Source organism: Rhodobacterales bacterium HKCCA1288 (genome assembly GCA_015693905.1).
In the GTDB taxonomy this organism is placed as follows: Bacteria; Pseudomonadota; Alphaproteobacteria; order Rhodobacterales; family Rhodobacteraceae; genus M30B80.
In genome coordinates this window covers 472,539-499,061 of sequence record CP065161.1, presented here as the reverse complement: position 1 = coordinate 499,061, position 26,523 = coordinate 472,539, and the positions used below count along the sequence as shown (strand labels likewise).

Annotated in this window: 30 protein-coding genes and 1 tRNA gene; 14 read left to right on the top strand and 17 right to left on the bottom strand. The window is 55.7% G+C overall.

What is annotated here, in order from left to right; translation table 11 throughout:
• Nucleotides 1-123: 123 nt before the first annotated feature.
• Both fabG and fabD read right to left on the bottom strand, forming a co-directional pair.
• The gene (fabG, locus tag I3V23_02485) at nucleotides 124-861 is read right to left on the bottom strand and encodes a 3-oxoacyl-[acyl-carrier-protein] reductase (GenBank protein QPI85879.1); all 738 of its coding nucleotides are present in this window, start codon (nucleotides 859-861) and stop codon (nucleotides 124-126) included.
• 11 nt (nucleotides 862-872) lie between these two features.
• Nucleotides 873-1,805, bottom strand: a complete 933-nt coding sequence (gene fabD / locus I3V23_02480; protein QPI85878.1) for an ACP S-malonyltransferase — start codon at nucleotides 1,803-1,805, stop codon at nucleotides 873-875.
• Between the two features lie 247 nt (nucleotides 1,806-2,052).
• Here fabD and rpsF point away from each other — a divergent pair, with 247 nt between their 5' ends.
• From rpsF to rplI, 3 genes are read left to right on the top strand one after another with little or no spacing between them, the layout of a single operon-like run.
• Entirely contained in the window at nucleotides 2,053-2,406 is a 354-nt protein-coding gene (rpsF, locus tag I3V23_02475; protein QPI85877.1) for a 30S ribosomal protein S6, read from the top strand.
• Between the two features lie 20 nt (nucleotides 2,407-2,426).
• Nucleotides 2,427-2,654, top strand: a complete 228-nt coding sequence (locus tag I3V23_02470) for a 30S ribosomal protein S18 (GenBank protein ID QPI85876.1) — start codon at nucleotides 2,427-2,429, stop codon at nucleotides 2,652-2,654.
• 12 nt (nucleotides 2,655-2,666) lie between these two features.
• On the top strand, nucleotides 2,667-3,299 hold the full coding sequence (rplI, locus tag I3V23_02465; GenBank protein ID QPI85875.1) for a 50S ribosomal protein L9: 633 nt from the start codon (nucleotides 2,667-2,669) through the stop codon (nucleotides 3,297-3,299).
• 80 nt (nucleotides 3,300-3,379) lie between these two features.
• Here the strand turns inward: rplI and I3V23_02460 are convergent, their stop codons facing one another.
• The 4 genes from I3V23_02460 to I3V23_02445 all read right to left on the bottom strand — a co-directional run bounded on the left by I3V23_02460 (nucleotide 3,380) and on the right by I3V23_02445 (nucleotide 8,305).
• Nucleotides 3,380-4,270 (bottom strand): hypothetical protein, encoded by an 891-nt coding sequence (locus I3V23_02460; GenBank protein QPI85874.1) that lies wholly within the window; start codon nucleotides 4,268-4,270, stop codon nucleotides 3,380-3,382.
• 171 nt (nucleotides 4,271-4,441) lie between these two features.
• Nucleotides 4,442-5,767: a trigger factor gene (locus I3V23_02455; GenBank protein ID QPI85873.1), complete on the bottom strand. Its 1,326-nt coding sequence runs from the start codon at nucleotides 5,765-5,767 to the stop codon at nucleotides 4,442-4,444.
• Nucleotides 5,768-5,908: 141 nt separating this feature from the next.
• Nucleotides 5,909-6,766 (bottom strand): SMP-30/gluconolactonase/LRE family protein, encoded by an 858-nt coding sequence (locus I3V23_02450; GenBank protein QPI85872.1) that lies wholly within the window; start codon nucleotides 6,764-6,766, stop codon nucleotides 5,909-5,911.
• Nucleotides 6,767-6,775: 9 nt separating this feature from the next.
• A complete protein-coding gene (locus tag I3V23_02445) occupies nucleotides 6,776-8,305 on the bottom strand; it encodes an aldehyde dehydrogenase (NADP(+)) (GenBank protein ID QPI85871.1) in 1,530 nt (509 codons plus the stop codon).
• 175 nt (nucleotides 8,306-8,480) lie between these two features.
• On the opposite strand from I3V23_02445, the gene I3V23_02440 reads away from it, so the two are divergent.
• On the top strand, nucleotides 8,481-8,936 hold the full coding sequence (locus tag I3V23_02440; GenBank protein ID QPI85870.1) for a c-type cytochrome: 456 nt from the start codon (nucleotides 8,481-8,483) through the stop codon (nucleotides 8,934-8,936).
• A gap of 101 nt (nucleotides 8,937-9,037) precedes the next feature.
• Here the strand turns inward: I3V23_02440 and I3V23_02435 are convergent, their stop codons facing one another.
• Entirely contained in the window at nucleotides 9,038-9,544 is a 507-nt protein-coding gene (locus I3V23_02435) for a helix-turn-helix transcriptional regulator (GenBank protein ID QPI85869.1), read from the bottom strand.
• 152 nt (nucleotides 9,545-9,696) lie between these two features.
• On the opposite strand from I3V23_02435, the gene I3V23_02430 reads away from it, so the two are divergent.
• Genes I3V23_02430 through I3V23_02415 form a run of 4 tightly spaced genes read left to right on the top strand, consistent with a single transcriptional unit; the run spans nucleotide 9,697 to nucleotide 11,695 of the window.
• Nucleotides 9,697-10,104: a hypothetical protein gene (locus I3V23_02430; protein QPI85868.1), complete on the top strand. Its 408-nt coding sequence runs from the start codon at nucleotides 9,697-9,699 to the stop codon at nucleotides 10,102-10,104.
• Nucleotides 10,101-10,370 (top strand): hypothetical protein, encoded by a 270-nt coding sequence (locus I3V23_02425; protein QPI85867.1) that lies wholly within the window; start codon nucleotides 10,101-10,103, stop codon nucleotides 10,368-10,370. The genes I3V23_02430 and I3V23_02425 overlap by 4 nt, the downstream gene beginning before the upstream one ends.
• Before the next feature lie 6 nt (nucleotides 10,371-10,376).
• A complete protein-coding gene (locus I3V23_02420) occupies nucleotides 10,377-11,108 on the top strand; it encodes a hypothetical protein (GenBank protein ID QPI85866.1) in 732 nt (243 codons plus the stop codon).
• Between the two features lie 5 nt (nucleotides 11,109-11,113).
• The gene (locus tag I3V23_02415) at nucleotides 11,114-11,695 is read left to right on the top strand and encodes a PepSY domain-containing protein (protein ID QPI85865.1); all 582 of its coding nucleotides are present in this window, start codon (nucleotides 11,114-11,116) and stop codon (nucleotides 11,693-11,695) included.
• A gap of 41 nt (nucleotides 11,696-11,736) precedes the next feature.
• Here I3V23_02415 and I3V23_02410 read toward each other — a convergent pair.
• Nucleotides 11,737-11,821 (bottom strand) — tRNA-Leu (locus tag I3V23_02410).
• Between the two features lie 184 nt (nucleotides 11,822-12,005).
• Here I3V23_02410 and I3V23_02405 point away from each other — a divergent pair.
• The 3 genes from I3V23_02405 (at nucleotide 12,006) to glnA (ending at nucleotide 14,479) form a co-directional block, all read left to right on the top strand.
• Entirely contained in the window at nucleotides 12,006-12,491 is a 486-nt protein-coding gene (locus tag I3V23_02405) for a hypothetical protein (protein ID QPI85864.1), read from the top strand.
• A gap of 165 nt (nucleotides 12,492-12,656) precedes the next feature.
• A complete protein-coding gene (locus I3V23_02400) occupies nucleotides 12,657-12,995 on the top strand; it encodes a P-II family nitrogen regulator (GenBank protein QPI85863.1) in 339 nt (112 codons plus the stop codon).
• Between the two features lie 77 nt (nucleotides 12,996-13,072).
• Nucleotides 13,073-14,479 carry a type I glutamate--ammonia ligase gene (gene glnA, locus I3V23_02395; protein QPI85862.1) on the top strand — a complete coding sequence of 469 codons (1,407 nt, stop codon included), beginning with the start codon at nucleotides 13,073-13,075 and terminating at the stop codon, nucleotides 14,477-14,479.
• 51 nt (nucleotides 14,480-14,530) lie between these two features.
• On the opposite strand, the gene I3V23_02390 is transcribed toward glnA, so the two are convergent.
• From I3V23_02390 to I3V23_02360, 7 genes are all read right to left on the bottom strand, one after another.
• The gene (locus tag I3V23_02390) at nucleotides 14,531-14,713 is read right to left on the bottom strand and encodes a hypothetical protein (GenBank protein ID QPI85861.1); all 183 of its coding nucleotides are present in this window, start codon (nucleotides 14,711-14,713) and stop codon (nucleotides 14,531-14,533) included.
• An 80-nt stretch (nucleotides 14,714-14,793) separates the two neighbouring features.
• A complete protein-coding gene (scpB, locus tag I3V23_02385; protein ID QPI85860.1) occupies nucleotides 14,794-15,531 on the bottom strand; it encodes an SMC-Scp complex subunit ScpB in 738 nt (245 codons plus the stop codon).
• A complete protein-coding gene (locus tag I3V23_02380; protein QPI85859.1) occupies nucleotides 15,528-16,358 on the bottom strand; it encodes a segregation/condensation protein A in 831 nt (276 codons plus the stop codon). Before I3V23_02380 ends, scpB begins: the two co-directional genes overlap by 4 nt.
• Nucleotides 16,355-17,368: a glycoside hydrolase family 3 protein gene (locus I3V23_02375; GenBank protein QPI85858.1), complete on the bottom strand. Its 1,014-nt coding sequence runs from the start codon at nucleotides 17,366-17,368 to the stop codon at nucleotides 16,355-16,357. Before I3V23_02375 ends, I3V23_02380 begins: the two co-directional genes overlap by 4 nt.
• Before the next feature lie 12 nt (nucleotides 17,369-17,380).
• Entirely contained in the window at nucleotides 17,381-18,445 is a 1,065-nt protein-coding gene (locus I3V23_02370) for an SPOR domain-containing protein (GenBank protein ID QPI85857.1), read from the bottom strand.
• A 188-nt stretch (nucleotides 18,446-18,633) separates the two neighbouring features.
• Nucleotides 18,634-20,361, bottom strand: a complete 1,728-nt coding sequence (locus I3V23_02365) for an arginine--tRNA ligase (protein ID QPI85856.1) — start codon at nucleotides 20,359-20,361, stop codon at nucleotides 18,634-18,636.
• A gap of 70 nt (nucleotides 20,362-20,431) precedes the next feature.
• Nucleotides 20,432-21,595, bottom strand: coding sequence for a deoxyguanosinetriphosphate triphosphohydrolase (locus I3V23_02360; protein ID QPI85855.1), 1,164 nt, complete (start codon nucleotides 21,593-21,595; stop codon nucleotides 20,432-20,434).
• Nucleotides 21,596-21,689: 94 nt separating this feature from the next.
• Between I3V23_02360 and I3V23_02355 the strand changes: the two genes are divergently transcribed.
• The 3 genes from I3V23_02355 to I3V23_02345 all read left to right on the top strand — a co-directional run bounded on the left by I3V23_02355 (nucleotide 21,690) and on the right by I3V23_02345 (nucleotide 25,386).
• Nucleotides 21,690-22,028: an iron-sulfur cluster assembly accessory protein gene (locus I3V23_02355; GenBank protein QPI86650.1), complete on the top strand. Its 339-nt coding sequence runs from the start codon at nucleotides 21,690-21,692 to the stop codon at nucleotides 22,026-22,028.
• A gap of 26 nt (nucleotides 22,029-22,054) precedes the next feature.
• Complete coding sequence (xth, locus tag I3V23_02350) at nucleotides 22,055-22,834, top strand: exodeoxyribonuclease III (protein ID QPI85854.1); 780 nt, start codon at nucleotides 22,055-22,057, stop codon at nucleotides 22,832-22,834.
• A 131-nt stretch (nucleotides 22,835-22,965) separates the two neighbouring features.
• A complete protein-coding gene (locus I3V23_02345) occupies nucleotides 22,966-25,386 on the top strand; it encodes an FAD-dependent oxidoreductase (protein QPI85853.1) in 2,421 nt (806 codons plus the stop codon).
• Here the strand turns inward: I3V23_02345 and I3V23_02340 are convergent.
• Both I3V23_02340 and I3V23_02335 read right to left on the bottom strand, forming a co-directional pair.
• Entirely contained in the window at nucleotides 25,383-25,862 is a 480-nt protein-coding gene (locus I3V23_02340) for a holin family protein (protein QPI85852.1), read from the bottom strand. The genes I3V23_02345 and I3V23_02340 overlap by 4 nt on opposite strands.
• Nucleotides 25,853-26,464, bottom strand: coding sequence for a peptidoglycan-binding protein (locus I3V23_02335; protein ID QPI85851.1), 612 nt, complete (start codon nucleotides 26,462-26,464; stop codon nucleotides 25,853-25,855). Before I3V23_02335 ends, I3V23_02340 begins: the two co-directional genes overlap by 10 nt.
• Nucleotides 26,465-26,523 lie beyond the last annotated feature (59 nt).

Sequence of the window (26,523 nt, the reverse complement as noted above, 5' to 3'; positions counted from 1 at the left end):
TCAACCAGAGAAATGTCAGAACCAGAGCCGCCGAAAAGCAAAGCCTTTCGGTGAAAATCAGCGCCGCTATAGCATGTTTGCGAAATAAGGCAATGCCTCAATCCCACCATAACGGCACAACTGTTACAGCATCGCCATGCCGCCATTCACATGCAACGTGGCCCCTGTAACATATCCCGCTTCATTTGATGCCAGATACAGCACGGCTGCCGCGATCTCCTCGGGGGTTCCCATGCGCCCTGCGGGGATTTTGACATTGATGGCCGCTTTTTGATCATCATTCAGCTTGTCTGTCATCGGTGTTGCAATGAAACCCGGCGCGACACAGTTCACAGTCACGCCACGGCTCGCCACCTCATAGGCAAGGCTTTTTGACATACCCACCATGCCCGCTTTCGCGGCTGCATAATTCCCCTGCCCTGGATTGCCCGTTGCCCCCACGATAGAGCTGATATTGATGATCCGACCCCAACGCGATTTCATCATACCGCGCAACGCGCCGCGGCACAGCCGCATGGTTGAGGTCAGATTAACCTCCAACACCTGCGCCCATTCTTCGTCTGACATCCGCATGAACAGGTTATCGCGTGTGATGCCCGCATTATTGACCAAAATATCCATCGCACCCATGGCCTCGATGGCTTGTTTTGGCAGGGCTTCAACCGCCTCAGCATCGGACAAATTGCACGGCAGAACATGGCTGCGCTCACCCAGTTCAGCGGCGAGGGCCTCGAGCGGCTCAACCCGCGTGCCAGATAAGGCAACCACCGCCCCCGCGCTGTGCAACGCGCGCGCAATATCTGCCCCAATCCCCCCAGATGCGCCCGTCACAAGCGCAGATTTTCCTGTCAAATCAAACATAAAGCCTGTCCTTATACCTTAAGCGCGGCAATATCCGCGGCCGTTCCGATTGCTTTTGTCTCCATCTCGCGCGCAATGCGCTTGACCATCCCAGACAGCGCTTTTCCTGCGCCAACCTCCCACGCCTCGGTCACATCATTTTGCGCCATCCACATCACGGATTCCCGCCACCGCACGCGGCCTGTGACCTGCGTGATCAGATTGTCGCGGATCAGCGCGGGGTCATCGCTTGGCCCCGCCATCACGTTTCCGACCAATGGCACAACGGGCGCGTTTAATGTGACACTTGCCAACGCCTCCGCCATTGCATCGGCCGCAGGTTGCATCAGCGCGCAATGAAAGGGGGCAGAGACAGGCAGCATCACAGCGCGCTTGGCCCCGCGTGCTTTGGCAAGCTCAACGGCGCGCTCCACCGCCGCTGCATGACCCGAAATCACAACTTGCGCGGGGTCATTGTCATTGGCCGCTTGGCAAACATCCCCTTCAGCCGCGTCAGAGGCCAAATCCGCCACCGTATCAAAATCTAGGCCTAAGATTGCGGCCATCGCGCCCTGCCCTTTGGGTGTAGCTTTTTGCATTGCATCGCCACGAATGCGCAACAACTTGGCCGTATCCGCCACCGACAGGCTACCTGCCGCACAAAGCGCGGAATATTCGCCCAAAGAATGCCCCGCCACAAAACTTGCGTGATCTTTCAGGGCAAACCCTTCGGCCTCAAGCGCGCGCACGGCCGCCATGGACGTTGCCATCAACGCAGGTTGCGCATTGGCGGTCAGGGTCAATTCGTCCTGATCCCCCTCCCAAATCAAATGCGACAGGTTTTGACCCAGTGCTTCATCCACCTCTTCAAACACCGCGCGCGCCGCGGCATAGGTTTCAGCCAAATCACGGCCCATTCCAATGGTCTGCGCCCCTTGGCCTGGAAAGATAAAAGCACGGCTCATATTGCCTCTCCCACTTGTTTGTCTTGGGGTTATGGCTACAAGATATAGGGGGCAAGGGCAATTCATAACCGCAATTTTGCCCTGATTTTACGGCAAGCCCGCGACAGCTTGCACCCTGCCGTGATCTGTGTATAAGGCAGGCATCTTTCGCCTAATATAAATGCAACGGCGTGATCCCTCGTGACTGATGGGGCGAAAGTGGAACGCATCGGTCTTTGAAACGCGCCCGAACAGTATCGGAGTTCACATGCCCCTTTACGAGCATGTTATGATCTCGCGTCAGGACTTGTCCAACGCGCAAGCTGAAAGCTTGATCGAGCATTTCAGCACCGTCCTCAAGGACAATGGTGGTTCCGTGGTTGATGCCGAATATTGGGGTATCAAGACCATGGCCTACAAAATCAACAAGAACCGCAAAGGCCATTATGCCTTCTTGCGCAGCGATGCCCCAGCGGGCGCCGTGCATGAGATGGAGCGTTTGATGCGCTTGCATGATGACGTGATGCGCGTCTTGACCATCAAGGTTGACGCCCACGAAGAAGGCCCTTCGGTTCAAATGCAAAAACGCGAAGAACGCGGCGAACGCCGCGAACGCCGTTAATTTAAGGGAAGGATAGAATCATGGCAGCAAAACCGTTTTTCCGCCGCCGCAAGTCCGACCCGTTTGACGGGGAAGACGCGCCAAAAATCGATTACAAAGATGTGCGCTTGCTTCAGCGTTACATCTCTGAGCGTGGCAAGATCGTGCCTGCACGTATCACTGCCGTATCCGCAAAAAACCAGCGCAAGCTGGCACAGGCCATCAAGCGCGCTCGTTTCCTCGCGCTGTTGCCCTATGCAGTGAAGTAAGGAGAAACCGATATGGATGTGATCCTTCTTGAACGCGTGGCCAAACTTGGCCAGATGGGCGATGTCGTTTCGGTAAAAGACGGCTATGCGCGCAACTATCTCTTGCCACAGCGCAAGGCGTTGCGTGCAAATGACAACAACCTCAAGGCCTTCGAAGCGCAAAAAGCCCAGCTTGAAGCGCGCAACCTTGAGACAAAGAAAGAAGCCGAGGATTTGGCAGCCCGCTTGGGTGGTCAGCAATTCGTTGTGATCCGCTCGGCCTCTGATTCTGGGGCGCTTTACGGCTCTGTCACCACCCGTGACGCGGCTGATGCGGCCACCGATGCAGGGTTCAGCATTGATCGCAAGCAGGTTGCCCTGACCGCGCCGATCAAAGAGCTTGGCCTTCACGTTGTGTCTGTCGTTCTGCACCCTGAGGTAGATGTGACCATCACCCTCAACGTGGCACGTTCGACCGAAGAGGCAGAATTGCAAGCCTCTGGTAAGTCAATCCAAGACCTGGCCGCCGAAGAAGAAGCTGCTGCAGAATTCGAAATTGCAGAACTCTTTGACGATATCGGCGCAGCTCAGATGGACGATGACGAAGACGCCCCTGCCCCTGCGGCAGAGGCAGAGGCAGCAGACGAAGGTGAAGAAAACGCATAAGCGTTTCTCAGACTGCAAACCAAAAGAAAACCGCGCCCCAAACAGGGCGCGGTTTTTTCTGTTTACCACCTTCGCTTGGATCAGTTCGTCCAAGTCTCCAATTCCAAATTGGCGGGGCAGCTTTGACCATTATATGTGCCAAGCCAAACATCAACACGCCCGTTTAGCGCCGATGGCCCATAGACATTGATCAAAGGATCAAGGTTGCCATTGCTGTCATCATCAAACAGCCATGTTCCATCTGCGGTATTGACCAACATCACCGTGTCGCAGCTCGCATTGACCTGTAATTCCAACCGATACCCCTGCATCTGGCTGAGGTTGAAGGAAAATTGCGGTGCAGGCGTGAACCAGCCATGACCAGGCAAACCGCACCCAGAAATCTCGCCGCTGCCATAGGCCGAAGCTGAGAAATTGGTGGGTGAGTATAGTTGCGGCCCGTTCAAATCATAGCTTGGCCCCGTCAGGCCGATGGTCGGACAATTGCCCGAATTGCTTGGCGCGGCGGTGCTCGCCGTCCATGTTTCAAATTCAATCGTAGCCGAACAATTTGATCCTAAGGTGCCAACCCAAACATCCACCTGCCCATTCAGCGCATCACTGCCCGACATACGCAGCATCGGATCAAGATTGCCGTTGCTGTCATCGTCAAAATACCAAATTCCATTCGCTGAATTCACAAGTAGCGTAGCATCGCAACTGCTGTTCACTTGGATCTCAAGATCATAGCCCTGCATGCCTGACAGGTTTAGCGTATATTGCGGGCTTGCCGAGACTGATCCTGCACCCGATATGCCGCAACTGCTGAGCATTGCCCCGCCCGTTGCGATGGTTGAATAGCTTTGCGGTGAATAAAGCTGATCCCCGGTAAAATTCAGATAAGTGCCGCTTTTGGCAAAGGTTGGACAGGCGGTTGCCGTGACCACAGACACAAACAACACGGCATAGGCTGATAGTAAAACGCGTAGCATGACTTCGTCCCTCATTTTTTTGGTTTACCCCCAAGTCGCGAATGGCACGCGCGACCCATATATGCAGTGCACCCCGTCTCTAGCTTACGCCGAAATCCCCAAAACACCACAAAAAAAGCCCCCAATCTTCATTGGGGGCCTTTCGTAATGCTGCAATAAGTCTTTTGAAGATTACTCTTCGTCCAAGGCCTCAACAGCTTTTTCAAGCTTGGCTTTGGTGGTTTCAACATCCTTCACTTCAGCCTGCTCAAAGATGTAGTCAACGACCTTATCCTCGAACAATGGTGCGCGAAGCTGCTGCTGCGCTTGCTGATTTTTCTGAATGAATTCAAAGAAGGCGCGCTCTTGACCAGGGTATTGACGCGCTTGGTTCATGACCGCTTGGGTGAATTCCGCATCGGTCACTTGAACCTCGTTCTTCTGACCCAATTCCGCCAAGAGCAAGCCCAACTTCACACGGCGCTCGGCCAGTTTTGTGTGCTCTTTGGTTGGTTTGATCTCACCATGATCATGGCCCTGATGCTCAGGGTTTTCTTCATGCCAAAGCTGATGCGCGATCTGCGCGGCTTCTGCCTCGACAAGGCTTGGAGGCAGATCAAACTTAACTTGCTTGTCCAACTGATCGAGCAAAGCGCGTTTTGTGATCTGGCGCGCGGCCCCTGCATATTCAGCCTGCAAACGCTCCGACACCTGACCCTTCAGGGCTTCAAGACTTTCTGCGCCGTATTTCTTGGCAAGCTCATCATCAATCGCCGCAGGAACGGGCTTTTTGACCTCTTTGATTGTGCAATCAAAGGTCGCTGCTTTCCCTGCCAGATGCTCTGCGCCGTATTCCTCGGGGAAGGTGACAGAAACCTGCTTTTCTTCGCCTGCTTTTACGCCGATCAACTGATCTTCGAACCCTGGGATGAAGCTATTCGAGCCCAAAACAAGTGGGTAATCTTCGGCGCTGCCGCCTTCAAACGCCTCGCCATCGACCTTGCCTACGAAATCAAAGACGACCTGATCATCTTTAGCGGCTTTACCCTTTTTGGTTTCGAAATTCTGGGCTGTCTCAGCCAGTTTCGCCAGTGTCTCGTCAATCTCTTTATCTGATGCAGGCACAACCATGCGCTCAAGCTTCAGCTTCTTGTAATCCACATCAGGGATTTCTGGCAGACGCTCATAGGACATCGAGACGATGACATCATCGCCTTCTTTCCAATCTTCGTTCACCATCTTGACCTCAGGCTGCATCGCAGGGCGGTCGCCAGATGTTTCAAGGTGGTTTTGCATCGCGCTATCAACAGCGTCTTGCATCGCTTCGCCCATGACACGGGGGCCGAACTGCTTTTTCAAAAGCGCCATTGGCACTTTCCCCTTGCGAAAGCCTTTCATCTCAATCTCAGGCTGCGCTTCGGCCAGTTTCTCATTGACCTTGGCTTCAAGTTCCGCACCCGTGATGGTGATTTCATAGGCGCGCTTTAGGCCTTCGTTTAGGGTTTCCGTGACGTTCATCTGCTTTCCTCGCAATCGAAAACGGTGGTCACCCAAAGGCGACCCGCAAAAAGGGAATTTGCGCCTTACTATTGACAGGCAAGGGGGCGTTCAACCCCGAAATGCGGGCCAAGCGGCGCTTGGCCTCTGCATTCACATAAATTAGGGCAAAATAACCCGTGGTTCGGCCACGCCTTTGACCTCAAGCCGTGCATGATAGAGCAATCCTTGCGGCGCATCTGGGGCTTCCATCCCCTCCTGTGCGGAGGTGATGTAAAGGTCTTGAAGATCAGGCCCACCAAAGGCGGGGCAACTGGAATGCCGCCCGTCAAGCGTGACCACGCGCTCAAGCTTGCCATCGGGGGCATATCGCGCAACACGGCCCCTGCCCCATTGCGCATTCCAAACATAGCCCTCGGCATCCACCACAGACCCGTCAGGGTTCAAATCCTCCCCTCGCAGATCAAGAAAGACCGAAATTGGCCCATCGGGCCATCCATCGGCATTAAGGCCGACTTGCATAATCTGCTGATCTGGGGTCGAGCAGAAATAAGCGATCTTGCCATCGGGCGAAAAGCAAATCGAATTGGGTATGGTCACGGCGGCGAATAATTTGCGCAATTCGCCCTTATAGTAGCGATAAATCGCCCCTGCCCCCTCTTCGAATTTCTTGCCCATCGTCCCGATCCAGAACCCGCCCTGATGATCCGCGCGGCCATCATTTGAGCGTGTCACGGGGTTATCTGCCTCAAGATCACACAATGGTGTGGCGGTGCCTGTGTCCAAATCAAACACAAACAGCGCGCGTTCAGAGGCGATGACGATACGGGTCTCATCGACCCATCCCGCCGCCGAAACCAAATCTGGGAACCCATATTCGCGCTGAGCGCCATCTTTCAGCGCAAACAGGGTTTTGTTCATGATATCGAACCACAGCAATTCGCCACGCAACGGATGCCACAAAGGCCCCTCACCTAGAAAATTTGGCTGTGTCGTTATCGCGCTTGCATGCACACCCATGATCTAACCTCACTCGGCCAATTCACTGGGCAACAGACCCTCGGGCATGTTTTGATAGCAGACAGGCCGCAAAAAGCGGCGGATTGCCAAAGAACCCACGGATGTCGCCCCAAAATTTGTAGATGCTGGATAAGGCCCGCCATGCACCATGGCATCGCAGACCTCGACCCCAGTGGGGAAGCCATTGGCCAAAACGCGGCCTGCTTTGCGCTCAAGGATCGGCAAGAACGCGCGGGCCTCTGCCAAATCGCCGTCATCCATATGCAACGTGCAGGTCAACTGCCCCTCAAGACTGAGGGCAATTTCGCGCATCTGTGCAAGATCGCGGGCGCGCACAACCATCCCCATTGGGCCAAATACCTCGTGACCAAGCGCATCATTGGCCAACCAATCTGCACCGCTCACCTCGTAGAGATAGGGGGCTGCATCGCGGTTGTCGCACATGGTTCCCAAAACCTCACGCACCGCGTTTTGGGCGCAGATGGTTTTGACCCCATTGCGATAGGCCTCGGCAATGCCTGTGGTTAGCATCACCTGAGGCGCGGTCGCGGCGAGCGCCTCACTTGCGGCGGCCACGAATGCATCGGCCTCAGCCCCGTCAATCACCACGGCGATCCCTGGATTGGTGCAAAACTGCCCCACGCCCATGGTCAGCGACCCCGCCCACGCTGTGCCAATCGCCGCACCACGCGCGGCCATCGCCGCAGGCATCAAGAACATCGGGTTTACGCTGCCCAATTCGCCAAAAAATGGAATCGGGGTTGGGCGTGCTGCGCAAAGATCAAACAAGGCGCGCCCGCCTTTGAGCGATCCCGTAAAGCCAACCGCGCTGATCAATGGATGTTGCACAAGCGCCCCGCCCACCTCATAGGCGCCGCCATGAATCATGCTGAACACGCCCTCAGGCATTTCGCAGGCGCGGATCGCGGCCAAGATAGCCTCAGCGATGATTTCAGCCGTTCCTGGATGCGCCTCATGCGCCTTGACCACCACGGGGCAGCCTGCCGCCAAGGCGCTGGCTGTATCGCCCCCCGCCGTTGAAAAGGCGAGTGGGAAATTAGAGGCGCCAAACACCGCCACGGGGCCAACAGGGCGCTGCATCATGCGCAAATCAGGGCGTGGCAAGGGCGCGCGATCAGGCAGGGCTGCATCATGGCGCAAATCAAGATAGTCGTCTTTCAAGATATGCGCCGCAAACATCCGCAACTGGCCCGTGGTGCGACCCCGCTCCCCCTCAAGGCGCGCGGCAGGCAGGCCCGTTTCGCGCGTACCAATATCGGTGATCATCTCGCCGCGCGATTCAATCTCATCCGCGATTTTGTTGAGAAAGGCAGCGCGCGCAGCGCGGGATGTGGCGCTATAATCCCAAAATGCAGTTTCAGCGGCCTGAACGGCCTGATCCACCAAAGCGGTGCTGCCCTTTGAAACCGCGTGACCCTGACCATCCACAGGGGCCGAGGTAAACTGCCCCTCCCCTGCATGCCAGTGGCCTGCAATCAAATGCTGTCCATGCGGGTGAAATTTTGGCTCAGATCCCATAACGCGCTCCCTTATCACTGGCTGTTGGCGCTATCGTTAAAGACCTGCAAGCCATGCTGCAAGGGAGGGGCGTCAGGGTTTGCGGGAATTTGTCGCGCAAGCCTGACTTGAAATCAGATCAATCAACACCAAAACTAGCCTTGTGACGGCGTCATTTCAGTCATTCGTGCCAATAATGACTGACAAGGGAGTAAGTGATTTGACGCAAAAAATCGGACTGGCCGCAGCCTTGGCTTTTGCAGTTTCGGGCGGGGCAGCATGGGCAAGCGGTGATGCCGCTGCGGGTGAACGCGCGTTCAACCAATGCGTGGCGTGCCACGTTGTTAAAAACGCAGCAGGCGACACGCTTGCGGGGCGTAATGGGCGCACAGGGCCAAACCTATACGGCGTGGCAGGCGGCCCTGCAGGGGCGGCCGAAGGGTTCCGCTATTCCTCCAGCCTTGCAGCCTATGGTGAGGCAGGCAATGTTTGGGATGAAGAGGCCTTTGTGGCCTATGTCCAAGACCCAACCGCCTATCTGCGCGAGGCGCTAGGCGACAATGGCGCGCGCAGCGCGATGTCGTTCCGTGTGCGTGGCGAGGAAGATGCCCGCAACCTTTACGCCTATCTGCAATCTTTGGCGACAGAGTAACGCCAAACATTCTCGCGCGGCATGGTGTTTCAGCCATCCGCGCGAGATGAATTCGAAGCGTGAAAGTCACGCATGGCTTGATGGCCATCTTTGGGCGCTGCTTACTTGGTCGCGCCGATGTCAATGAACTCATCCACAAAGAGCGAAAGCAGCTCAACGCGCGACTTCACCCCTGCCTTTCCCATCAGCGAATGGGTCTGTGACTTGATCGTGCCCAACTTTACACCACGCATCTTTGCGATCTCTTCATTGTTCAATCCCCGCACAATCAAAAGCCCGATATCGGCCTCTGTTTTGGACAGCCCCCAATCGCCAAATTTCTGGCGGATCAACGCGTCAAAATCTTCGCGCAGATGATGGAGAGAGGCCGCTTGCGCATCGCTGAGACGCTCCAAGCCCCGAAGATGCATCACCATTTGAACCATCCCTAGAATGAGGGCCAAAACCGCGGTTAATTCAAAAATCAGATGCACCAGTTCGACTTGAGAGTAGGAAACACCCGCCGCCAAATGTTCACTCAAATCAGCCGCAACATCGAAAATGAAAAAGATGCTGCTGACGAGCATCAAACCCAAAGATACGAGAATGAAGCTTTTTTTGTTTTGCATCAGTTCCGTCCTTATTGCACGCCGATCTTTTCCGCTTAGAGTAAACCCAAGTTAGACGCCATTGAACTAAAGTTTAACGACAAAATTCAATATGGGTTCTAACTCGATACCTATCAATTTGCCGCGAGGCACGCAATTTACGAGGTATCAAAATGATCAGACGCACAGCTTTACAACTTCTCTTGGGCGGCGCAGCAGCCTTGCCTATGACCGCCATGCTTGCAGGCCAAGCCCGCGCAAGTTCGAATGACGGCGGCGGTTCTGGCGGCAATGACAGCAGTTCGTCAGGCAGCTTCGGCGGCAATGATGATAACAGCTCATCAGGTAGCTTCGGCGGTAATGATGATAACGGCACATCGGGCAGCAGCAGCAATGGCTCAAACGGCGGCTCATCGCCAAATAGCCCCTCTGGCCCTGATGACACGCTGAGCGGCAGTTCGTCCAATGACGATCTTCTGCGCCTTCAACAGACGCAAAATATTGACCAGTCCCTAAATGATGACGGGCTAGAACCCGTTTCGATGGATAATCTGGCCAATGTCTTGGCGGATTTCCAATGAGGGCAGCTGTTCTGATCCTAGGCGTGGCACTTTTGTCGGCATGTGTCGCCACGACATTTAATCGCAGCGCCACGCCTAACCTTTATAGTGCATTGGACAGCCAACTTGATGGCTATAGCGGGGCTCTCGCATCAGGCGCGGGACGCTTTGAAATTGTGTCCACGCGAACAGATGGGCGCCGCCTCTGCCGTGTTGTCAATGTCGAAACGGAAGGCCGCTTTCACACCGAAAGTTTCTGCAAGATCCGCGGCGGCGAGTGGAGATAATCTGCCGTGACACTAGACTGGGGCACGATAAGGACAGCGCAACTCAAAGGCGGGGATTTTTGCCTTTACTTGCGCTGCCCTGCCCCCTTCTTACAGTTAATTGAAACCTGCCTTACGGGTTGGCAGATCGTGGAGGCGACAAATCCACCACGATTGGACATCATTGTGACCAAGAGTGATGCGGTGCTTAAGATTTCGGGTCGCACCCAGATGATCATCAACCACAGCCCAGACCCGATTGATGCGCTGAATTATCTTTGTTTGGATCTTGCCTATTGCTGTGCCGCGCAATCCTCAAATGCCACGCTTTTGCATTGCGCCGCATTTGGGACAAAGGGAGCAACACAAATCGCATTCGGCAAAAAGGGCGTTGGTAAATCCACCCTATCCTTTCACCACGCCTATCGCGGGGATCGCATATTCGCGGATGATCTCCTGCTCTGGGATCGCAGCAAAAATCGCTTCATTTGTCTTGGTCTGCCGCTCAGGATGCGCCGCCCCCTGCCCAAACTCGACACTGATCTTGGGCAGCGCTTCATCGCGGGCAAATCCATCGCCTATTCACGGCGGGATGCTTTTGACATCGCGCCTGCAGGCTTCGCTTTTTTCCCCGATGAAATTGTCGAGCTGACCCCGACCCCTGCGCCAGTTCCTCTGACGCAACTCTTGGCGCGGATCAAAACCTTTTCAATCTCGAAATCGCTGACGAATTTTCACTCTGAAACCCTAGAGGGGTAAATCCAATGCGCGTTTTTCGCTTCATCCGAACTCTACACAGTTGGCTTGGATTGCTGATTTTGCCGTGGATCATCTTGTTTGGGTTTTCGGGGTTTTATTTCAATCACCAACAAGCGGTGTTAAATATCCTGCCCTCGGGTGAATATGACGAGACCGCCCTCTCCGAAGCCATGCTTGACGCACCGCTATCAGCGGCGCAGGCGCTGGCCTTGGTGGAAGATCACTTTCCCGATCTTGTTATCACAGATGCCAAACAAACCACCTATCATGGCTTTCGTGGTTATCAGTTTTTAGGTGAACGGGCACAGGTGATTGTCGCCGCTGATACAGGGCATTTCTACCACAAAACCCGTCTCACCCGCACAACCTTTGCGCCTGATGGCACCCGATTGCATCGCAAAATCTATTGGGGTCGATTTTTATCAACCTTCCACAATCTGGGTTGGGTCGATACACGCTTTGGCACAATTTTAGCGGATATAACCGCTTGGGCCCTGATTATTTTTGGATTTTCAGGTTTGTTTATCTGGGGCTTCCCACGGCACAAGCGCTACTTGCGCGCTTTGGGTGGCCTTTGGCCAAAGTGAGCTGCGCCAATATTGTCAAAGCGCATAAATTTATCATGATTTGGTGCGGGTGGAGGGACTTGAACCCCCACGCCTTGCGGCGCCAGAACCTAAATCTGGTGCGTCTACCAATTTCGCCACACCCGCAACGGAGCTGTCCTTAGCAGAGGCCTTTGCGGAGTGCGAGGGGGAAAATTACCCTTTTTGCAATTTCTCAAAGGCCGCATCGCCCCGCACCAAAGGCTGCGCCACAATTTCGCCTTATTTCTGATGTTACCTCCCCACAGAGGCAAAAGCGGGCAAAGACCCGCGTCAAATGCGAGCAAAACAAATGACAATTCCCGTTAGCCCTGCGATGCTTATGGGGTTGCGCGATTTGGTGCAAAGCCCAATTGACGCAAAGCCCGCTCTAGAGACGCAGCTCATTATGGCAAATTTGCCCATTCTCACCCTTGAGGGGGCCTTGCCCGCAGAACATCTCTATGTGGGGGATCGTGTCATCACCAGTATTGGCGCCCTGCCCCTTCAGGCAATGATGCCTGTGCATCTCGCCCACCCCCTGCGCGTGGTGCATCTTGAGGCCTATGCGCTTGGCTCTGACCAGACGCAGCCTTGTGATCTCTTTCCCAGTCAATTGTTGAAAACGCGCCAAGGTGACATGGCCTTTGCGCGGGATTTCATCGGGCAGCGGCGCGTTAGGTATCGCAATCTGCCACAGGCGCGCTTGTTGGCCTTGCATTTTGCGCGCGATGTCCAGATTTTTGCCAATGGGCTGATCCTACAGGCGGCCCGTTCAGTCGATCAGGCCGCAGCCTAAAGTCACAGTTTTCAAACTGATTAAATTTTGTGCGCAGCGCACAAATATGTTGCAAGTCTCTAAATTTCCCTTGAGAGAGAGCAGCGCGAGCGGGCAATCAGATTGCCCCGCCCCGCACAACATGGTGTCAGAAAGGCGCAATGCACGCAGGAAGGCGAGGGCCACATGAAAAAAATCGAAGCGATCATCAAACCATTCAAGCTTGATGAAGTAAAAGAAGCGCTTCAGGAAATCGGCATTCAAGGTTTGTCGGTGACCGAAGTCAAAGGGTTTGGCCGTCAAAAAGGTCATACAGAGCTTTATCGCGGCGCGGAATATGTGGTTGATTTCTTGCCCAAGGTGAAAATCGAAGTTGTTCTTTCCGATGATATGGTCGATGGCGCGATTGAGGCGATCATTGACGCGGCGAAGACCGATAAGATTGGGGACGGTAAGATTTTCGTCTCCACCATCGAGCAAGCAATCCGCATCCGCACAGGCGAGTCTGGTGAAGACGCGCTCTAAGGCATGAGGCCAAAATAGCCAGGGTCTCTTTGGCCCTATCTCACTCCCCAAAGACCAAAATGTAAGGGAAGGTCACGATGAGCAAAGACAAGGTTCTTAAACTGATCAAAGACGAAGACATCGCATATGTCGATATTCGTTTCACAGACCCGCGCGGCAAGATCCAGCACGTTACCGTGATGTCTGATCTGGTTGATGAAGATTTCCTCGATGAGGGCTTCATGTTTGACGGCTCCTCCATTTCTGGTTGGAAAGGCATCGAAGCCTCCGACATGAAATTGATGGCAGACACAGACAGCGCTTATATTGATCCGTTCTACGCAGAGAAAACCCTGTGCGTGCATTGTAACGTGGTCGAGCCCGACACGGGCGAGCCTTACGAGCGTGACCCACGCGGCACCGCCGTTAAGGCAGAGGCCTATCTGAAATCCACAGGGATTGGCGATGTGGCCTATTTCGGCCCAGAAGCCGAATTCTTCATCTTCGATGATGTGCGCTACTCGGTCGCCCCAAACAAAGTGGGTTACGAAATTGACGCGGTCGCAGCCGCATGGAACACCGATGCTGAGTTCGAGATGGGCAATATGGGCCATCGCGCGGGCCACAAGGGCGGCTACTTCCCTGTGAACCCAATTGACGAAGCCCAAGACCTGCGCTCTGAAATGCTGTCGACCATGAAATCCATCGGGATGAAAGTGGACAAGCATCACCACGAAGTGGCGACCTGTCAGCATGAATTGGGCCTGATTTTCGGGACATTGACCGAACAGGGCGACAACATCCTGAAATATAAATACATCATCCAGAACGTGGCCCATGCCTATGGCAAAACAGCCACCTTCATGCCCAAGCCTATGGCAGGCGATAACGGCACGGGGATGCATGTGAACATGTCGATCTGGAAAGATGGCAAGCCCTTGTTTGCAGGCGACAAATACGCGGATCTGTCAGATGAGGCGCTTTACTTCATCGGCGGCATCCTCAAGCACGCCAAAGCGTTGAACGCGTTCACAAACCCATCCACCAACAGCTATAAGCGTCTGATCCCCGGCTTCGAAGCCCCCGTTCTGCGCGCTTATTCTGCACGGAACCGTTCGGGCTGCGTGCGTATTCCATGGACAGAAAGCCCCAAAGCCAAGCGCGTTGAGGCCCGCTTCCCTGATCCATCCGCAAACCCCTACTTGGCCTTCTCGGCCTTGTTGATGGCAGGTCTGGACGGCATTCAGAACAAAATCCACCCAGGTGAGCCTTCTGACAAAGATCTGTATGATCTGCCCCCAGAAGAATTGGCCGAAATCCCAACTGTTTGCGCATCCTTGCGCGAGGCATTGGAAGAGCTGGAAAAAGATCACGACTTCCTGCTCAAAGGCGATGTGTTCACGAAGGATCAAATCGATGCCTATGCCGCGCTTAAGTGGCAGGAGGTCTATGCCTTCGAACACACCCCACACCCTGTGGAATACAAGATGTATTTCTCCTGCTAAGCAGCAGAAATCGAACAGAAAAGGCGCAAGCAATGCTTGCGCCTTTTTTATTCAGAACCGCATGAACCGCCGCATAAGACCGGTAGTCTGGCGCAGACGGCGCTCAGTCGCACGGGCCTGTGCAGGATCACCGCGCGCGCCCCGCCGCGCGACATGGTCGGTTGCTTTATTCACCCCACGCCAAACCATCCGCCTTATCACCATACGGATCAGTGCTGAAATAAGGTTGCTCATCTCACCCTCAATCGCGGCCCCTAAAACAAGACCCGCAGACCGCGGGCCATGTGAGATAATACCAGCGTATTGGGGCAAAATCAGGGCGCGTCATCCTCGAACAAGGCGCCATCCTCATCTGCGTCATCCATATCAAAGGGAAGACCGCCCTCCTCCTCCTCTGGGGCTTCTGCGCCCTCCTCGGACAGGTTCAAGCCGCGTGGGCGATTGTCGAGCAGCCCCGCATCGCGCAATTCCTTCACGCCCGGCAAATCGCGGGCAGATTCCAAACCGAAATGATCCAAAAACGCAGGCGTCACCACGAATGTGACGGGCCGGCCCGGCGTCATCTTGCGGCGGCCAAATTTGATCCATTCCATTTCAATCAATTGATCAATCGTGCCCCGATTGACCGACACGCCGCGGATTTCTTCAATCTCGGCGCGTGTCACAGGTTGATGATAGGCCACGATTGCCAAGGTTTCGATTGCCGCGCGCGACAGTTTCCGTGTCTCGACCGTTTCGCGGCTCATCAGAAAGCCCAGATCAGCACTGGTGCGCATCGCCCATGCGTCACCCACTTTGACCACATTCACACCGCGCCCCTCATAGCGGCGGCGCAGCAGTTGCAAGGCTTCAGCAGGATCACAACCATGCGGAAGACGTGCTTCCATCTCGCGGATTGAGACAGGCTCGGCACTGGCAAAAAGCAAGGCCTCAATCATGCGTTCCTGTTCCGCCAAAGGGGGCGCTTGAAACAGGCTCTTCTCAGGCGTGTTTGAGGGTGCTTCAGCAGGTGTTTCGGGTGAAGTTTCAGGTGTATCCGCCACGCCGCTCATCTTTCATCATCCCTTCGTTTCACTTCAATTGGCGCGAATGTTTCCGCTTGGCGAATGACCAATTTTCCCGCCTTTACCAATTCCAAACTCGCCGCAAATGTGGCCGCAGTGGCAGAGCGGCGTTTTTTCGGATCCATGCCCCACCCATCGGGCAGATAGGTCAAGATATCCGTCCACTCGCCCGCATATCCGATCAGACCGCGCATCCGCTCTAGGGCTTGCTCCATTGTAAAGACGCTGTCGCGATCCATGACAAAGGGGCGAAAATCATCACGGGTTCTAATCCGGGCATAACCTTGCATCAAATCAAGAAGGTTTGCGGTATATTTGACCTTGCGGGCATGGGTAACGGTCTCGGGAATGCCACGCACGAAACGATCCCGTCCCAAACGATCCCGCGCCATCAACTTGGCCGCGCATTCACGCATGGCGCTTAATCGCTCCAACTGGAAGGCCAAATGCGCCGCCAATTCTTCGCCTGACGGGCCCTCTTCTTCGGGATCAGGCGGCAATAAGAGGCGCGATTTGAGATAGGCCAACCACGCGGCCATAACCAAGTAATCCGCTGCCAATTCAATCCGTAATTTGCGCGCTTCTTCCACGAAGGCCAAATATTGTTCGGCCAATCGCAACACCGATATTTTGCGCAAATCCACCTTTTGCGTGCGCGACAATGTCAGCAATAGGTCAAGCGGCCCTTCAAACCCATCGACATCAACAATCAACGCCTCGGCCGCGCGGCGTTCGGCCACGCTATCCCATTCACCGGGATCGGCGAGAAGATTGTCATTTGCCGCCTCAGGGGGCAGCGCAGGTGTATCGCTCATACTGGGCCTTTTTCGCTTAGGCTGCGAAGTTCGGCATCTATCGCATATAAGTCAAGCGATGTCGCGGATTTGCGGGCCAAAAGTGCCGCCTGCGCGCGTTTTGCCGCGATCCCGTCCAACTGTCCAGAATGGGCAACGACCTCCTCCATTTCGGGCAGCTTGCCATTGCAATGCAAAATCACATCACAGCCCGCTGCGCGGGCCTGTGTGCTGCGTTCTGCCAAACTGCCCCCAAGCGCCCCCATCGAGATATCATCGGTCATCATCAACCCTTGATACCCAATATCCTCGCGGATCATCCGCATCAGCACAGGCGACAGGGTTGCAGGCAGGTCGGGGTCAACTGCCTCATATATGATATGCGCGCTCATCCCCATTGGCAGATCAATCAGGGGCCGAAAGGCCGCGAAATCAACCGCCTTCAATTCACTGGGCGCGGCACTGACACGGGGGCAGCTGAGATGGCTATCCACCTGACCAAGACCATATCCGGGCAGATGTTTCAAAATCGGGGCCACGCCCGCATCCATCAACCCTTGTGCATAGGCACGGGCAAAGGTTGCAACTGTGTCAGGCGCAAACCCGTAAAGGCGATTTTTTAACACCGCATGAGTTTCAGGCCGCGCGACATCCGCCAAAGGCGCGCAATTAACGTCAAGCCCCACGGCACGCATCTCAAGCCCGATATAGGCCGCGCGCAAATATAAGGCGCGCGCAGCCGAGTGCGGATCACGGCCTGCGATCATATCAAGGGGCGGTGTCCAGTGCCGCCAATGCGGTGGCCCCATGCGCTGCACACGCCCGCCCTCTTGGTCAATCAAAATGGGCGCATCCCACCCAACACAATCGCGCAAGCTATCGGTTAAGGCCCGCAGTTGGTCGGGGGTATCAATGTTGCGCGCAAAAAGAATAAATCCCCAAGGGTTGGCCGCGCGAAAAAACTGCGCCTCATCCGCCGACAAACTTAGGCCCTTCAAGCCAAGGATTGTGGCAGAATAAGGGATAGACATAGCCCTGCCCCCTCACCGAATGGTCGCAGGGATACAGGCCTGACCCAATGCCAAGAGCGCCGTGCAGAAACGGCGTGCATCATCCACCCCGTCAAACCCCGCGACACGCAGACGGAAGAATTCCTGACCGCCCGAACTGGCCGCCATAATCACGCGGCCACGCCCTTCGAAAAAACCATCATATTGCGCCGCAAGCCGATCCCATTCACGCCGCGCCGCATCGGGGCTGTCAAAGGCGCCAAGCTGCACAACCATGTCCCCCGCGGCAAGGGTTGAAGGATCAATTTCAATGACGTCATCACGGCTTGCATCACTGGGCGCCTGCGCAAGGCTCAGATCCATCGTAAAGGGTCGCGGCGTTGGAATAAGTGATACAGCCACGCCCGCGACAGAGGCAGGAATTCTGTCGACCTCAGGCGCAAGATCAGGCTGAGACGCATTCGGGCTTTCCCCCAAAGCCTCTGCTAAAAGGGCGGTGATCAAATCTTCGGTCGCCTGCGGCACATCCGCGACAGGCCGCGCAGGCGGCCCGATCAAGTCAAAACTGTCAGGCGCGATAATGTCCAATTCAGGCGCGGCTTGGGGCATTTCAGCCTCAGGCGTCACCAAAAGGGTTATATCCTCGATCAAATCAACAGGCGGCGGCGCGAGGATGATTTGCGCGGCTGCAGGCCCCGCCTCACGCCCTGCGGCGATCTCATTCACGGCAAGGCCCATGTGATCCGCCTCAACCCCGCCCGGATCATCCGGCGGCACGCGAAACGGCTCGGATGGTGCGGCAATCACAGGCACACCAAGGGTTTGCCGTTTCAGCGCCTCATATCCCCAATACGCCCCAAGCGCCACCATGGCGACCGACATCAGCCCCATGACCCCAAGGCCGAGCTTGCGCACAGACTGCGTGCGTTCGACCTCGGCAAGGCTCGCGGTGATCTGATCGGCGGAGGCCTGAAGGTCGGGCTCGGCTGTGGCGCTGAGAGGATCCCACCCCGCTTGCGGCATCTGTGGCGCGCGCGCGGATGGGGGATCAAATCTTTGCGGCGGGTTGGCAAAAAGACGCGCCGGATCAACCGCCATCCCCCCGACAGGGCGTCTGGCCTGCGCAGAGTTCGCTATGCGCTGAAACGGTCTTTGCGCGGGAGGTTCTTTTTCATAAGCCGCCATGCCTGCCCTTTTCCGCCGTGATGCCCTTTGTTTTATGGGCTTATGTCACGGCACTATCCTGCTCTGCCTCTGGCCTGCGGAAGCTGAAGACGTTTATCGCCTTACATTTTATCCGCAGGTGTTACCCCTAAGATACCAAGACCGTTGGAAATAACAACGGCTACTGCATCAATAAGGGCCAATTTTGCCGAAGTCGTGGCCAAATCATCTTCTTGCAAAAAGCGCAGATGGGGTGCGGCATTGCCCTTATTCCACAGTGCGTGGAATTCAGCGGCCAGATCATAGAGGAAAAACGCAATGCGATGCGGCTCGTGCGATTGTGCCGCGATCTCGACCACACGCGGCCATTCCGCGAGTTTCGCCACCAGCGCGAATTCAGCAGGATCGTTGATCGCGTCCAGATTTTTGTGATCTATCGCGATGCCCAATTCACCCGCCTTGCGCAGCACCGATTGAATGCGGGCATGGGCGTATTGAACATAGAACACGGGGTTATCTTTGGATTGCTCTAAAACCTTGTCGATATCAAAATCCAAAGGCGCATCGTTCTTGCGGGTTAGCATGATAAAGCGCGTGACATCGCGCCCGACCGCCTCGACCACATCAGACAGCATGACGAAAGTGCCTGCGCGTTTTGACATCTTAAACGGCTCGCCGCCTTTGAAGAGGCGCACCAATTGCGTCAGCTTAATATCAAGCGGCACCTTGTTTTCGGACAGCGCCGCCACGGCGGCCTTCATCCGTTTGACATAGCCGCCATGATCGGCGCCAAAGACGTCAATCAATTCATCATAGCCACGCGTGACCTTGTCATAATGATAGGCGATGTCAGGGGCAAAATATGTCCATGCGCCATCCGATTTCATAATCGGGCGATCCACATCATCGCCATGCTCGGTCGATTTGAACAAGGTTTGTTCGCGCGGCTCCCAATCCTCTGGGGTTTTGCCCTTTGGTGGCTCTAACACACCGCGATAAATCAGGCCCTTACCCTTAAGGTCTTCAATCGCGGCTTCAATCCGCCCCGTGCCATAGAGGGATTTTTCACTAAAGAAGTGATCCATTTTCACGCCAAGACTGTCGAGATCAGCCTCGATCAGCTGCATCATGGACGCGATGGCGAACTCACGCACGGGGGCAAGCCATTCCCCCTCGGGGCGACCAAGATACGCATCCCCAACCTCAGATTTCAGGGCCTGACCCACCTCGATTAGGTAATCGCCTGGATAGGTGCCATCCTCAAAGGACACAGCCTGACCATGCGCCTCGAGATAGCGCAAATACACAGAACGCGCCAAAACATCGACCTGCGCCCCGCCATCATTGATGTAATATTCGCGCGTCACGTCATATCCTGCGTAATCCAACAGGCTGGCCAAAGCATCGCCGAAGACCGCGCCGCGCGTATGCCCCACATGCAAGGGCCCTGTCGGGTTGGCCGACACATATTCGATATTCACCTTGCGCCCCTGCCCGATATTGACGCGGCCATAGGCACCGCGCGCCTGCGCAATGCCGCGCAGCATCTCGCGCCATGTCTGCGCAGAAAGGCGAAGGTTCAGAAAGCCTGGCCCCGCCACATCGGCGGTCTCAATCCGCGGGTCGGCCATCAGGATCGGGGCCAATGCATCGGCGATATCACGTGGCTTTAGCCCTGCAGGTTTTGCCAGAACCATGGCCGCATTCGTTGCCATATCGCCATGAGCGGCATCGCGCGGGGGTTCAACCGCGACATTGGCGAAATCAAGCCCTGCGGGCAACGTGCCTGCAGCCTCCATCTGACCCAAAGCGTCAATCACCAAGGCGCGAATATCGGCAAAAAGCATCATGTTTTATCATCCTGATTGTCTTGCGCCCTGCTCTATCAGGTTGCAGGGCAAGGTCAATGCCACAAGGCCCTTAGAAGACGGCCCCCAGACCCAAGTCACGGTTGAAGATCCGCCGATGGGTTTGCAGTGCGAACCGATCCGTCATGCCCGCGATATAATCACAAACCAAGCGCGCAAGCGTGGTGTCATCTTGTGCTGCGCGCACTTCGGCCTGCCATTGGCGGGGCAGTTGGTCAGGGTGGGCCATCATATGCGGGAATAAATCATTCACGACATCCGTGACGATTGCGCGTGTCTCGACCACCCGCGGCGCACGATACATGCGGGTGAACAAAAACGCGCGCACCTCTTTGAGATCAGCAAAAACCTGATCCGAAAACCGCACCATTGCGCGCCCTGCATGGCGGATATCTTGCGGCGAAGCAGGATCAAGCGCGCCGAGGGCCGTGGTGGCATAGGCAATCACATCCTCAACCAATACCCCGAAAAAGCGGCGCAGCGCCTCGTGCCTGCGGCGGGTTGGGTCAATATCGGGATAGGCCGTATCCACCTCGCCAAAACACGGGCCCACAAGGGGCAGCGCCATAATATCGGCCACCTCAAATAGCCCTGCCCGCAGCCCGTCATGCAGATCATGGTGATTATAGGCGATATCATCCGCAATTGCAGCAATCTGCGCCTCAAGGCTGGCATAGGTGGTCAATTCTAGATCATGGCGCGCATTATAATCGGCCAAGGCCCAAGGATATGGGGCGGCTACAGGCCCGTTATGTTTCGCAATCCCCTCAAGGCTTTCCCATGTCAGGTTTAGCCCGTCAAAATCGGCATAATGGCGCTCGAGATTGGTGACGATGCGAATGGCCTGCGCATTATGATCGAACCCGCCATAGGGGGCCATCAAATCGCAAAGCGCATCCTCGCCCGTATGGCCAAAGGGCGTGTGGCCCAGATCATGGGCCAGCGCAATCGCCTCGGTCAAATCCTCGTTCGCCCCAAGGGCGCGGGCCATCGTGCGGGCCACTTGCGCGACCTCGATCGAATGGGTCAGACGGGTGCGAAAATAATCGCCCTCATGCTCGACAAAAACTTGAGTCTTATGCTTGAGGCGGCGAAAACTAGAGGCATGGATGATGCGGTCACGGTCGCGCTGAAAGCAAGATCTGTGCCCACTTTCCGCCTCGGGGTAGAGCCTGCCGCGACTGTCGCTCGGAGTGCAGGCATAGTTTGCGCGCATGATCCCTATCCTTGCCGTTTCAATTTGGCGGTCTTATATTGGAAAACACACTGTTCTAACAGCCCGCAATCACAGCAATTTTTGCCCAAACGAGATGGCGATGGATTTGAACCTACCCCCCAAAGTAACCCCTCGCGCCTTTGCGCGTCTGGCTGAGATTAACGCAGATACACCCGCCCCGAAGGCGCTGCGCGTGGCCGTTGAGGGGGGCGGGTGTTCTGGCTTTCAATATGATATTCGGCTTGATGATCCCGCCGAGGGTGATCTGATCTTGGAGGATGCAGGCCAAAAGGTTGTGGTTGACGGAACCTCGCTGCCGTTTTTGGCCAATGCCGTGATTGATTTTTCCGAAGAATTGATCGGCGCGCGCTTTGTTATCGACAATCCAAATGCCGCGTCATCCTGCGGCTGCGGGATTAGCTTTTCTCTTTAACCCATTGATTAAAAAGGCCTGCGCTTATGAAAATAGCCACATTCAACATCAATGGGATCAAAGCCCGCATTGATGCCCTGCCGCAATGGTTGGATGAGGCGGCCCCTGACGTGGCGCTATTGCAAGAGATCAAATCGGTTGACGAGGCCTTCCCCCGCGAGATTTTTGAGGAGCGGGGCTATAACGTGGAAACCCATGGTCAAAAAAGTTTCAACGGCGTGGCGATTTTATCAAAATACCCGCTCGAAGATGTGATCTGCGGCCTGCCCGGTGACGCGGAGGATGAGCAGGCACGTTGGATCGAGGCCACAGTGGTCGGTCAAAAGGCGCTGCGGATTTGCGGGCTTTATCTGCCCAATGGCAATCCCTGCCCTGGCCCGAAATATGAGTATAAATTGGCGTGGATGGCGCGGATGCAGGCGCGTGTTGCCGAACTTTTGGCGGAAGAAACCCCCGTTTTGTTTGCGGGGGATTACAATATCATCCCCCAAGACGAAGATGCCGCCCGCCCCGATGCATGGCGTGAGGATGCATTGGCGCGTCAAACCAGCCGCGAGGCGTTTCGCAAAATCGTGAACCTTGGTCTGACGGATGCGTTTCGCGCACGGGTGCAAGGTGGCGACAATTATTCGTTCTGGGATTACCAAGCGGGGGCGTGGAACCGCAATGATGGGATCCGCATTGATCACATTTTGCTGTGCCCCTACGCGGCTGATCTTTTGCAAGATGTTGGAATAGATCGTGAAATCCGCGCGCGTGAAAAGCCATCAGATCACGTGCCGGTTTGGGTTGAACTGGCCGCCTGATTTCTAGCGCCCCGCGATTTAGCCTATTCGCGGCATTTGCCCCCCCAATTTGGTCGAATTTAAGCACCTCAGCCGCCATTTGGCGGTCTAGGTTTGGTGCAAGGTAAAGATCATCTCAACGGGAGGTATGGATGTCTGAAACAGCGCGGGTCGTGATTATCGGGGGTGGTGTTGTGGGGGCATCCGTTCTCTACCACCTCGCCAAAGCGGGTTGGACAGATAGCCTTTTGATCGAACGGTCTGAACTGACCTCGGGCAGCACATGGCACGCAGCGGGCGGGTGCCACACCATCAACGGTGATCCAAATGTTGCCAAGCTTCAGAAATACACGATTGATCTTTATAAAGAAATTGAAGAGCTGTCAGGTCAGGCCACAGGCTTTCACATGACAGGTGGGGTGATGTTGGCCTCCACGCCTGAGCGGTTTGATTGGTTGAAATCCATCTCTGCCAAAGGGCGCTATCAGGGTATTGAAGCCGAAGTAATCACCCCCGAAGAGGCGCATGAGCTGATGCCGCTTCTTGATCCGCGGCAGTTTACGGGCGCTTTGCGCACCGTTGTCGATGGCCATCTTGACCCTTCTGGTGTGACCTATGCCTATGCCAAATCCGCCAAAATTCTTGGGGCGAGCTATCAGACCCACCGCATGGTGACGGGCATCCTGCGCGCGCGCGAGGGCGGTTGGATCGTGCAAACCGACAAGGGCGATATCGCCTGCGAGCATGTGGTGAATGCAGGCGGGCTTTGGGCGCGCGAAGTGGGGCGTATGGTTGGCCTTGAACTGCCCATCTTGGCGATGGAGCATATGTATCTCATCACCGAAGACATGCCCGAAGTGGCCGAGATCAATGCAAAAACGGGCCGCGAAGTGATCCATGCGGTCGATTTCGATGGCGAGCTGTATTTGCGCCAAGAACGTGGCGGGATGCTTATGGGCACCTATGAGAAGGCCTGTGTTCCATGGTCGACCCGCAACACGCCCTGGGAATTCGGGCATGAGTTACTGCAACCCGATATTGACCGCATCGCGCCAAGCCTTGAGGTGGGGTTTGAACATTTCCCCGCCTTTGCGAATGCGGGCATCAAACAAATCATCAATGGCCCCTTCACCTTTGCCCCCGATGGCAACCCGCTGATCGGGCCTATTCGCGGGCTCGAGGGGATGTGGTCAGCCTGCGGGGTTATGGCGGGCTTCAGCCAAGGGGGCGGTGTCGGTCTGGCGCTGGCCAATTGGATCACCCAAGGGGATCCTGGCTTTGACGTATGGGCGATGGATGTCGCGCGCTATGGCGATTGGACGACCCTCAGCTACACCAACCCGAAAGTGCAAGAAAACTATTCGCGGCGGTTCTCCATCAAATTCCCGAATGAGGAATTGCAGGCCGCCCGCCCCCATAAGACCACGCCAATTTATGATCGCATGGTCGGGCTTGGCGCGCAGATGGGTGAATCTTGGGGGCTTGAAGTGCCGCTTTGGTTCGCGCCCGAAGGTGTGCGGGATCAATTCTCATGGCGGCGCTCAAGTGATTTTGACCATGTTGGGGCCGAGGCGCGCAACCTGCGCGAGGCTGCGGGCCTGTTGGAAATCTCGGGCTATTCGAAATTTCGGATCGCGGGCGCGGATGCAGGCGCGTTTCTTGACCGCGTTTTGGCCTGTGCCTTGCCCAAACCTGGTCGGATGACGTTGGCGCCAATGTTAAAGGAAAATGGCAAGCTGCAAGGCGATCTCACCTGCGCCTGCCTAGATCCTGAGACTTATATGCTGTTTGGCTCTGGCATGGCTGAAAATTTCTACGCCCGTTGGTTCGAGGCCCAAAAATTGAGCACCGAAGAGGTCACCATTGAGGTGATCGGTTTAGGTCTTTGCGGGCTGCATATTGCAGGGCCAAAAGCGCGCGACATCCTTGCGCAAATTGCCCCTGACATGGCGAAGATGCGCTTCATGGATTTTGCGAAAATGGATGTGTCCATGGCCCCCGCCTATGTCGGGCGGGTCAGCTTTACGGGTGATTTGGGCTATGAGATTTGGATGCGCCCAGAATTCCAGCGCCAAATTTTTGAGGCCTTGTTGCGCGTTGGGGCGGATCACGGGCTGCGTCCTATCGGTCTGCGTGCGCTCAATTCTTTGCGTTTGGAAAAGAACTTTGGTGGATGGGCGCGCGAATATCGCCCCGTCTATGGCCCGCTTGAGGCCCGTCTTGATCGGTTTGTGGCTTATAACAAACCCGCTGATTTTATCGGCAAAGCCGCAGCCTTGGCCGAGCGGGAGACGGGCGGAGCTTTACGCCTAATGAGTTTCGCGATTGACGCACATGATGCCGATGTGATCGGGGATGAGCCAATTGATTTTCAGGGGAAAACCATCGGTTGGGTTACATCTGGCGGCTATGCCCATGCCAGCGCGACATCGGTTGCGATGGGATATGTGCCGAAGGAATATGCCGATCAGGCGGATGGTTTCACAATCGAGGTTTTGGGCCATGCCCTAAAGGCCACGCCCCTGCCCCAGCCCCTGTTTGACCCAGAGGCGAAGGTGATGCGCGCGCCTTAATCGGCGCGCCATTCCTCAAGCGCGGGATTTTCGTGGCTGCCCCTTTGGCCAAATGGCCACCATCGGCGTGCTGATCTTTGCGGCGGTGTGTCGGGTATGCGGGCATAATACATTTCGCGCGCGCCGAAATAGAAACTCACCACCGCCCCCAAAAGCCACCAAAGCGGCTCGGGGATGGCCGCCAAACCCGTCATGCGCGCGGCAAAAGCCGCAGGGTCGATCATGGCGAAGGCGAATAGGCCAATGACCGACAGCGCCATCAAAGGACGCGGCAGGCGGTTTAGCCCATTAATCGCGCGGTCAAACCCCGTGCTGCCACTATGGGTGAATTCGGCCGCGTAGCTGCGCAAGATTTCTGCGCGAAATTCTGCATCTGCGGCCTCGCGCGCAGCCGCATTGCCGGCAAAGACCTCGGATATATTTTCAGCAGTCTGGCCAAGGGCCGTTAGCCCGCCAAGCGCCCCAATCACCGCCATGATTTAACCCTTTCGTGATGCTCTGCCGCGCTTAAATGATATTTGGGCGACAAGAAGGTTTCTGCCCGCGTGATCCAACCGCCCTTTCCGCCATCGCGCTTGCGCGCAAATTTCCGCAAACTGGGGCGTCTCTCCCCCAAGCTGTAATAGAAATTGCGCCGCGCAATGGCATAGGCATCAATCAACGCGCGCTCATTGCGGCTGCTCGCGGCCTCTGCGGCCCGTGCGGTGATGGGGCCAATCACCCCATCAACCGCGATATCAAACCCCATATCGCGCAGCAGGCGTTGCAGCAAAATGATTGCCTGCGCCCCCGCATTCACCTGCATATCGTAAACGACAGGCTGCAACGCCTCAGGCAGCAAATATATGCGCGGGGCGCGATAGTAATCTTCTTCGAAAATTTCGATGGCAATAGCGCGCGTCAGGCGCAGGATATCCTCGCGGTCGATGTCACCATCGCCATCCAAATCGCGCCCTGCATTTCGCAGGGCGGCCAAGGTGATGCCAAAATTTGTGGGGCCGCCCGGATCATCGGGATCATCGGAAAAGCCGCCCTCATGGCTTAGGATCTGGTGTGAAATCGCCCGAACCGAAAGCATGGGCGCTCCCTCCCTGCTCTGCGGTTAATGACGGGGAAGGTCTATCAGACTATGGTTAA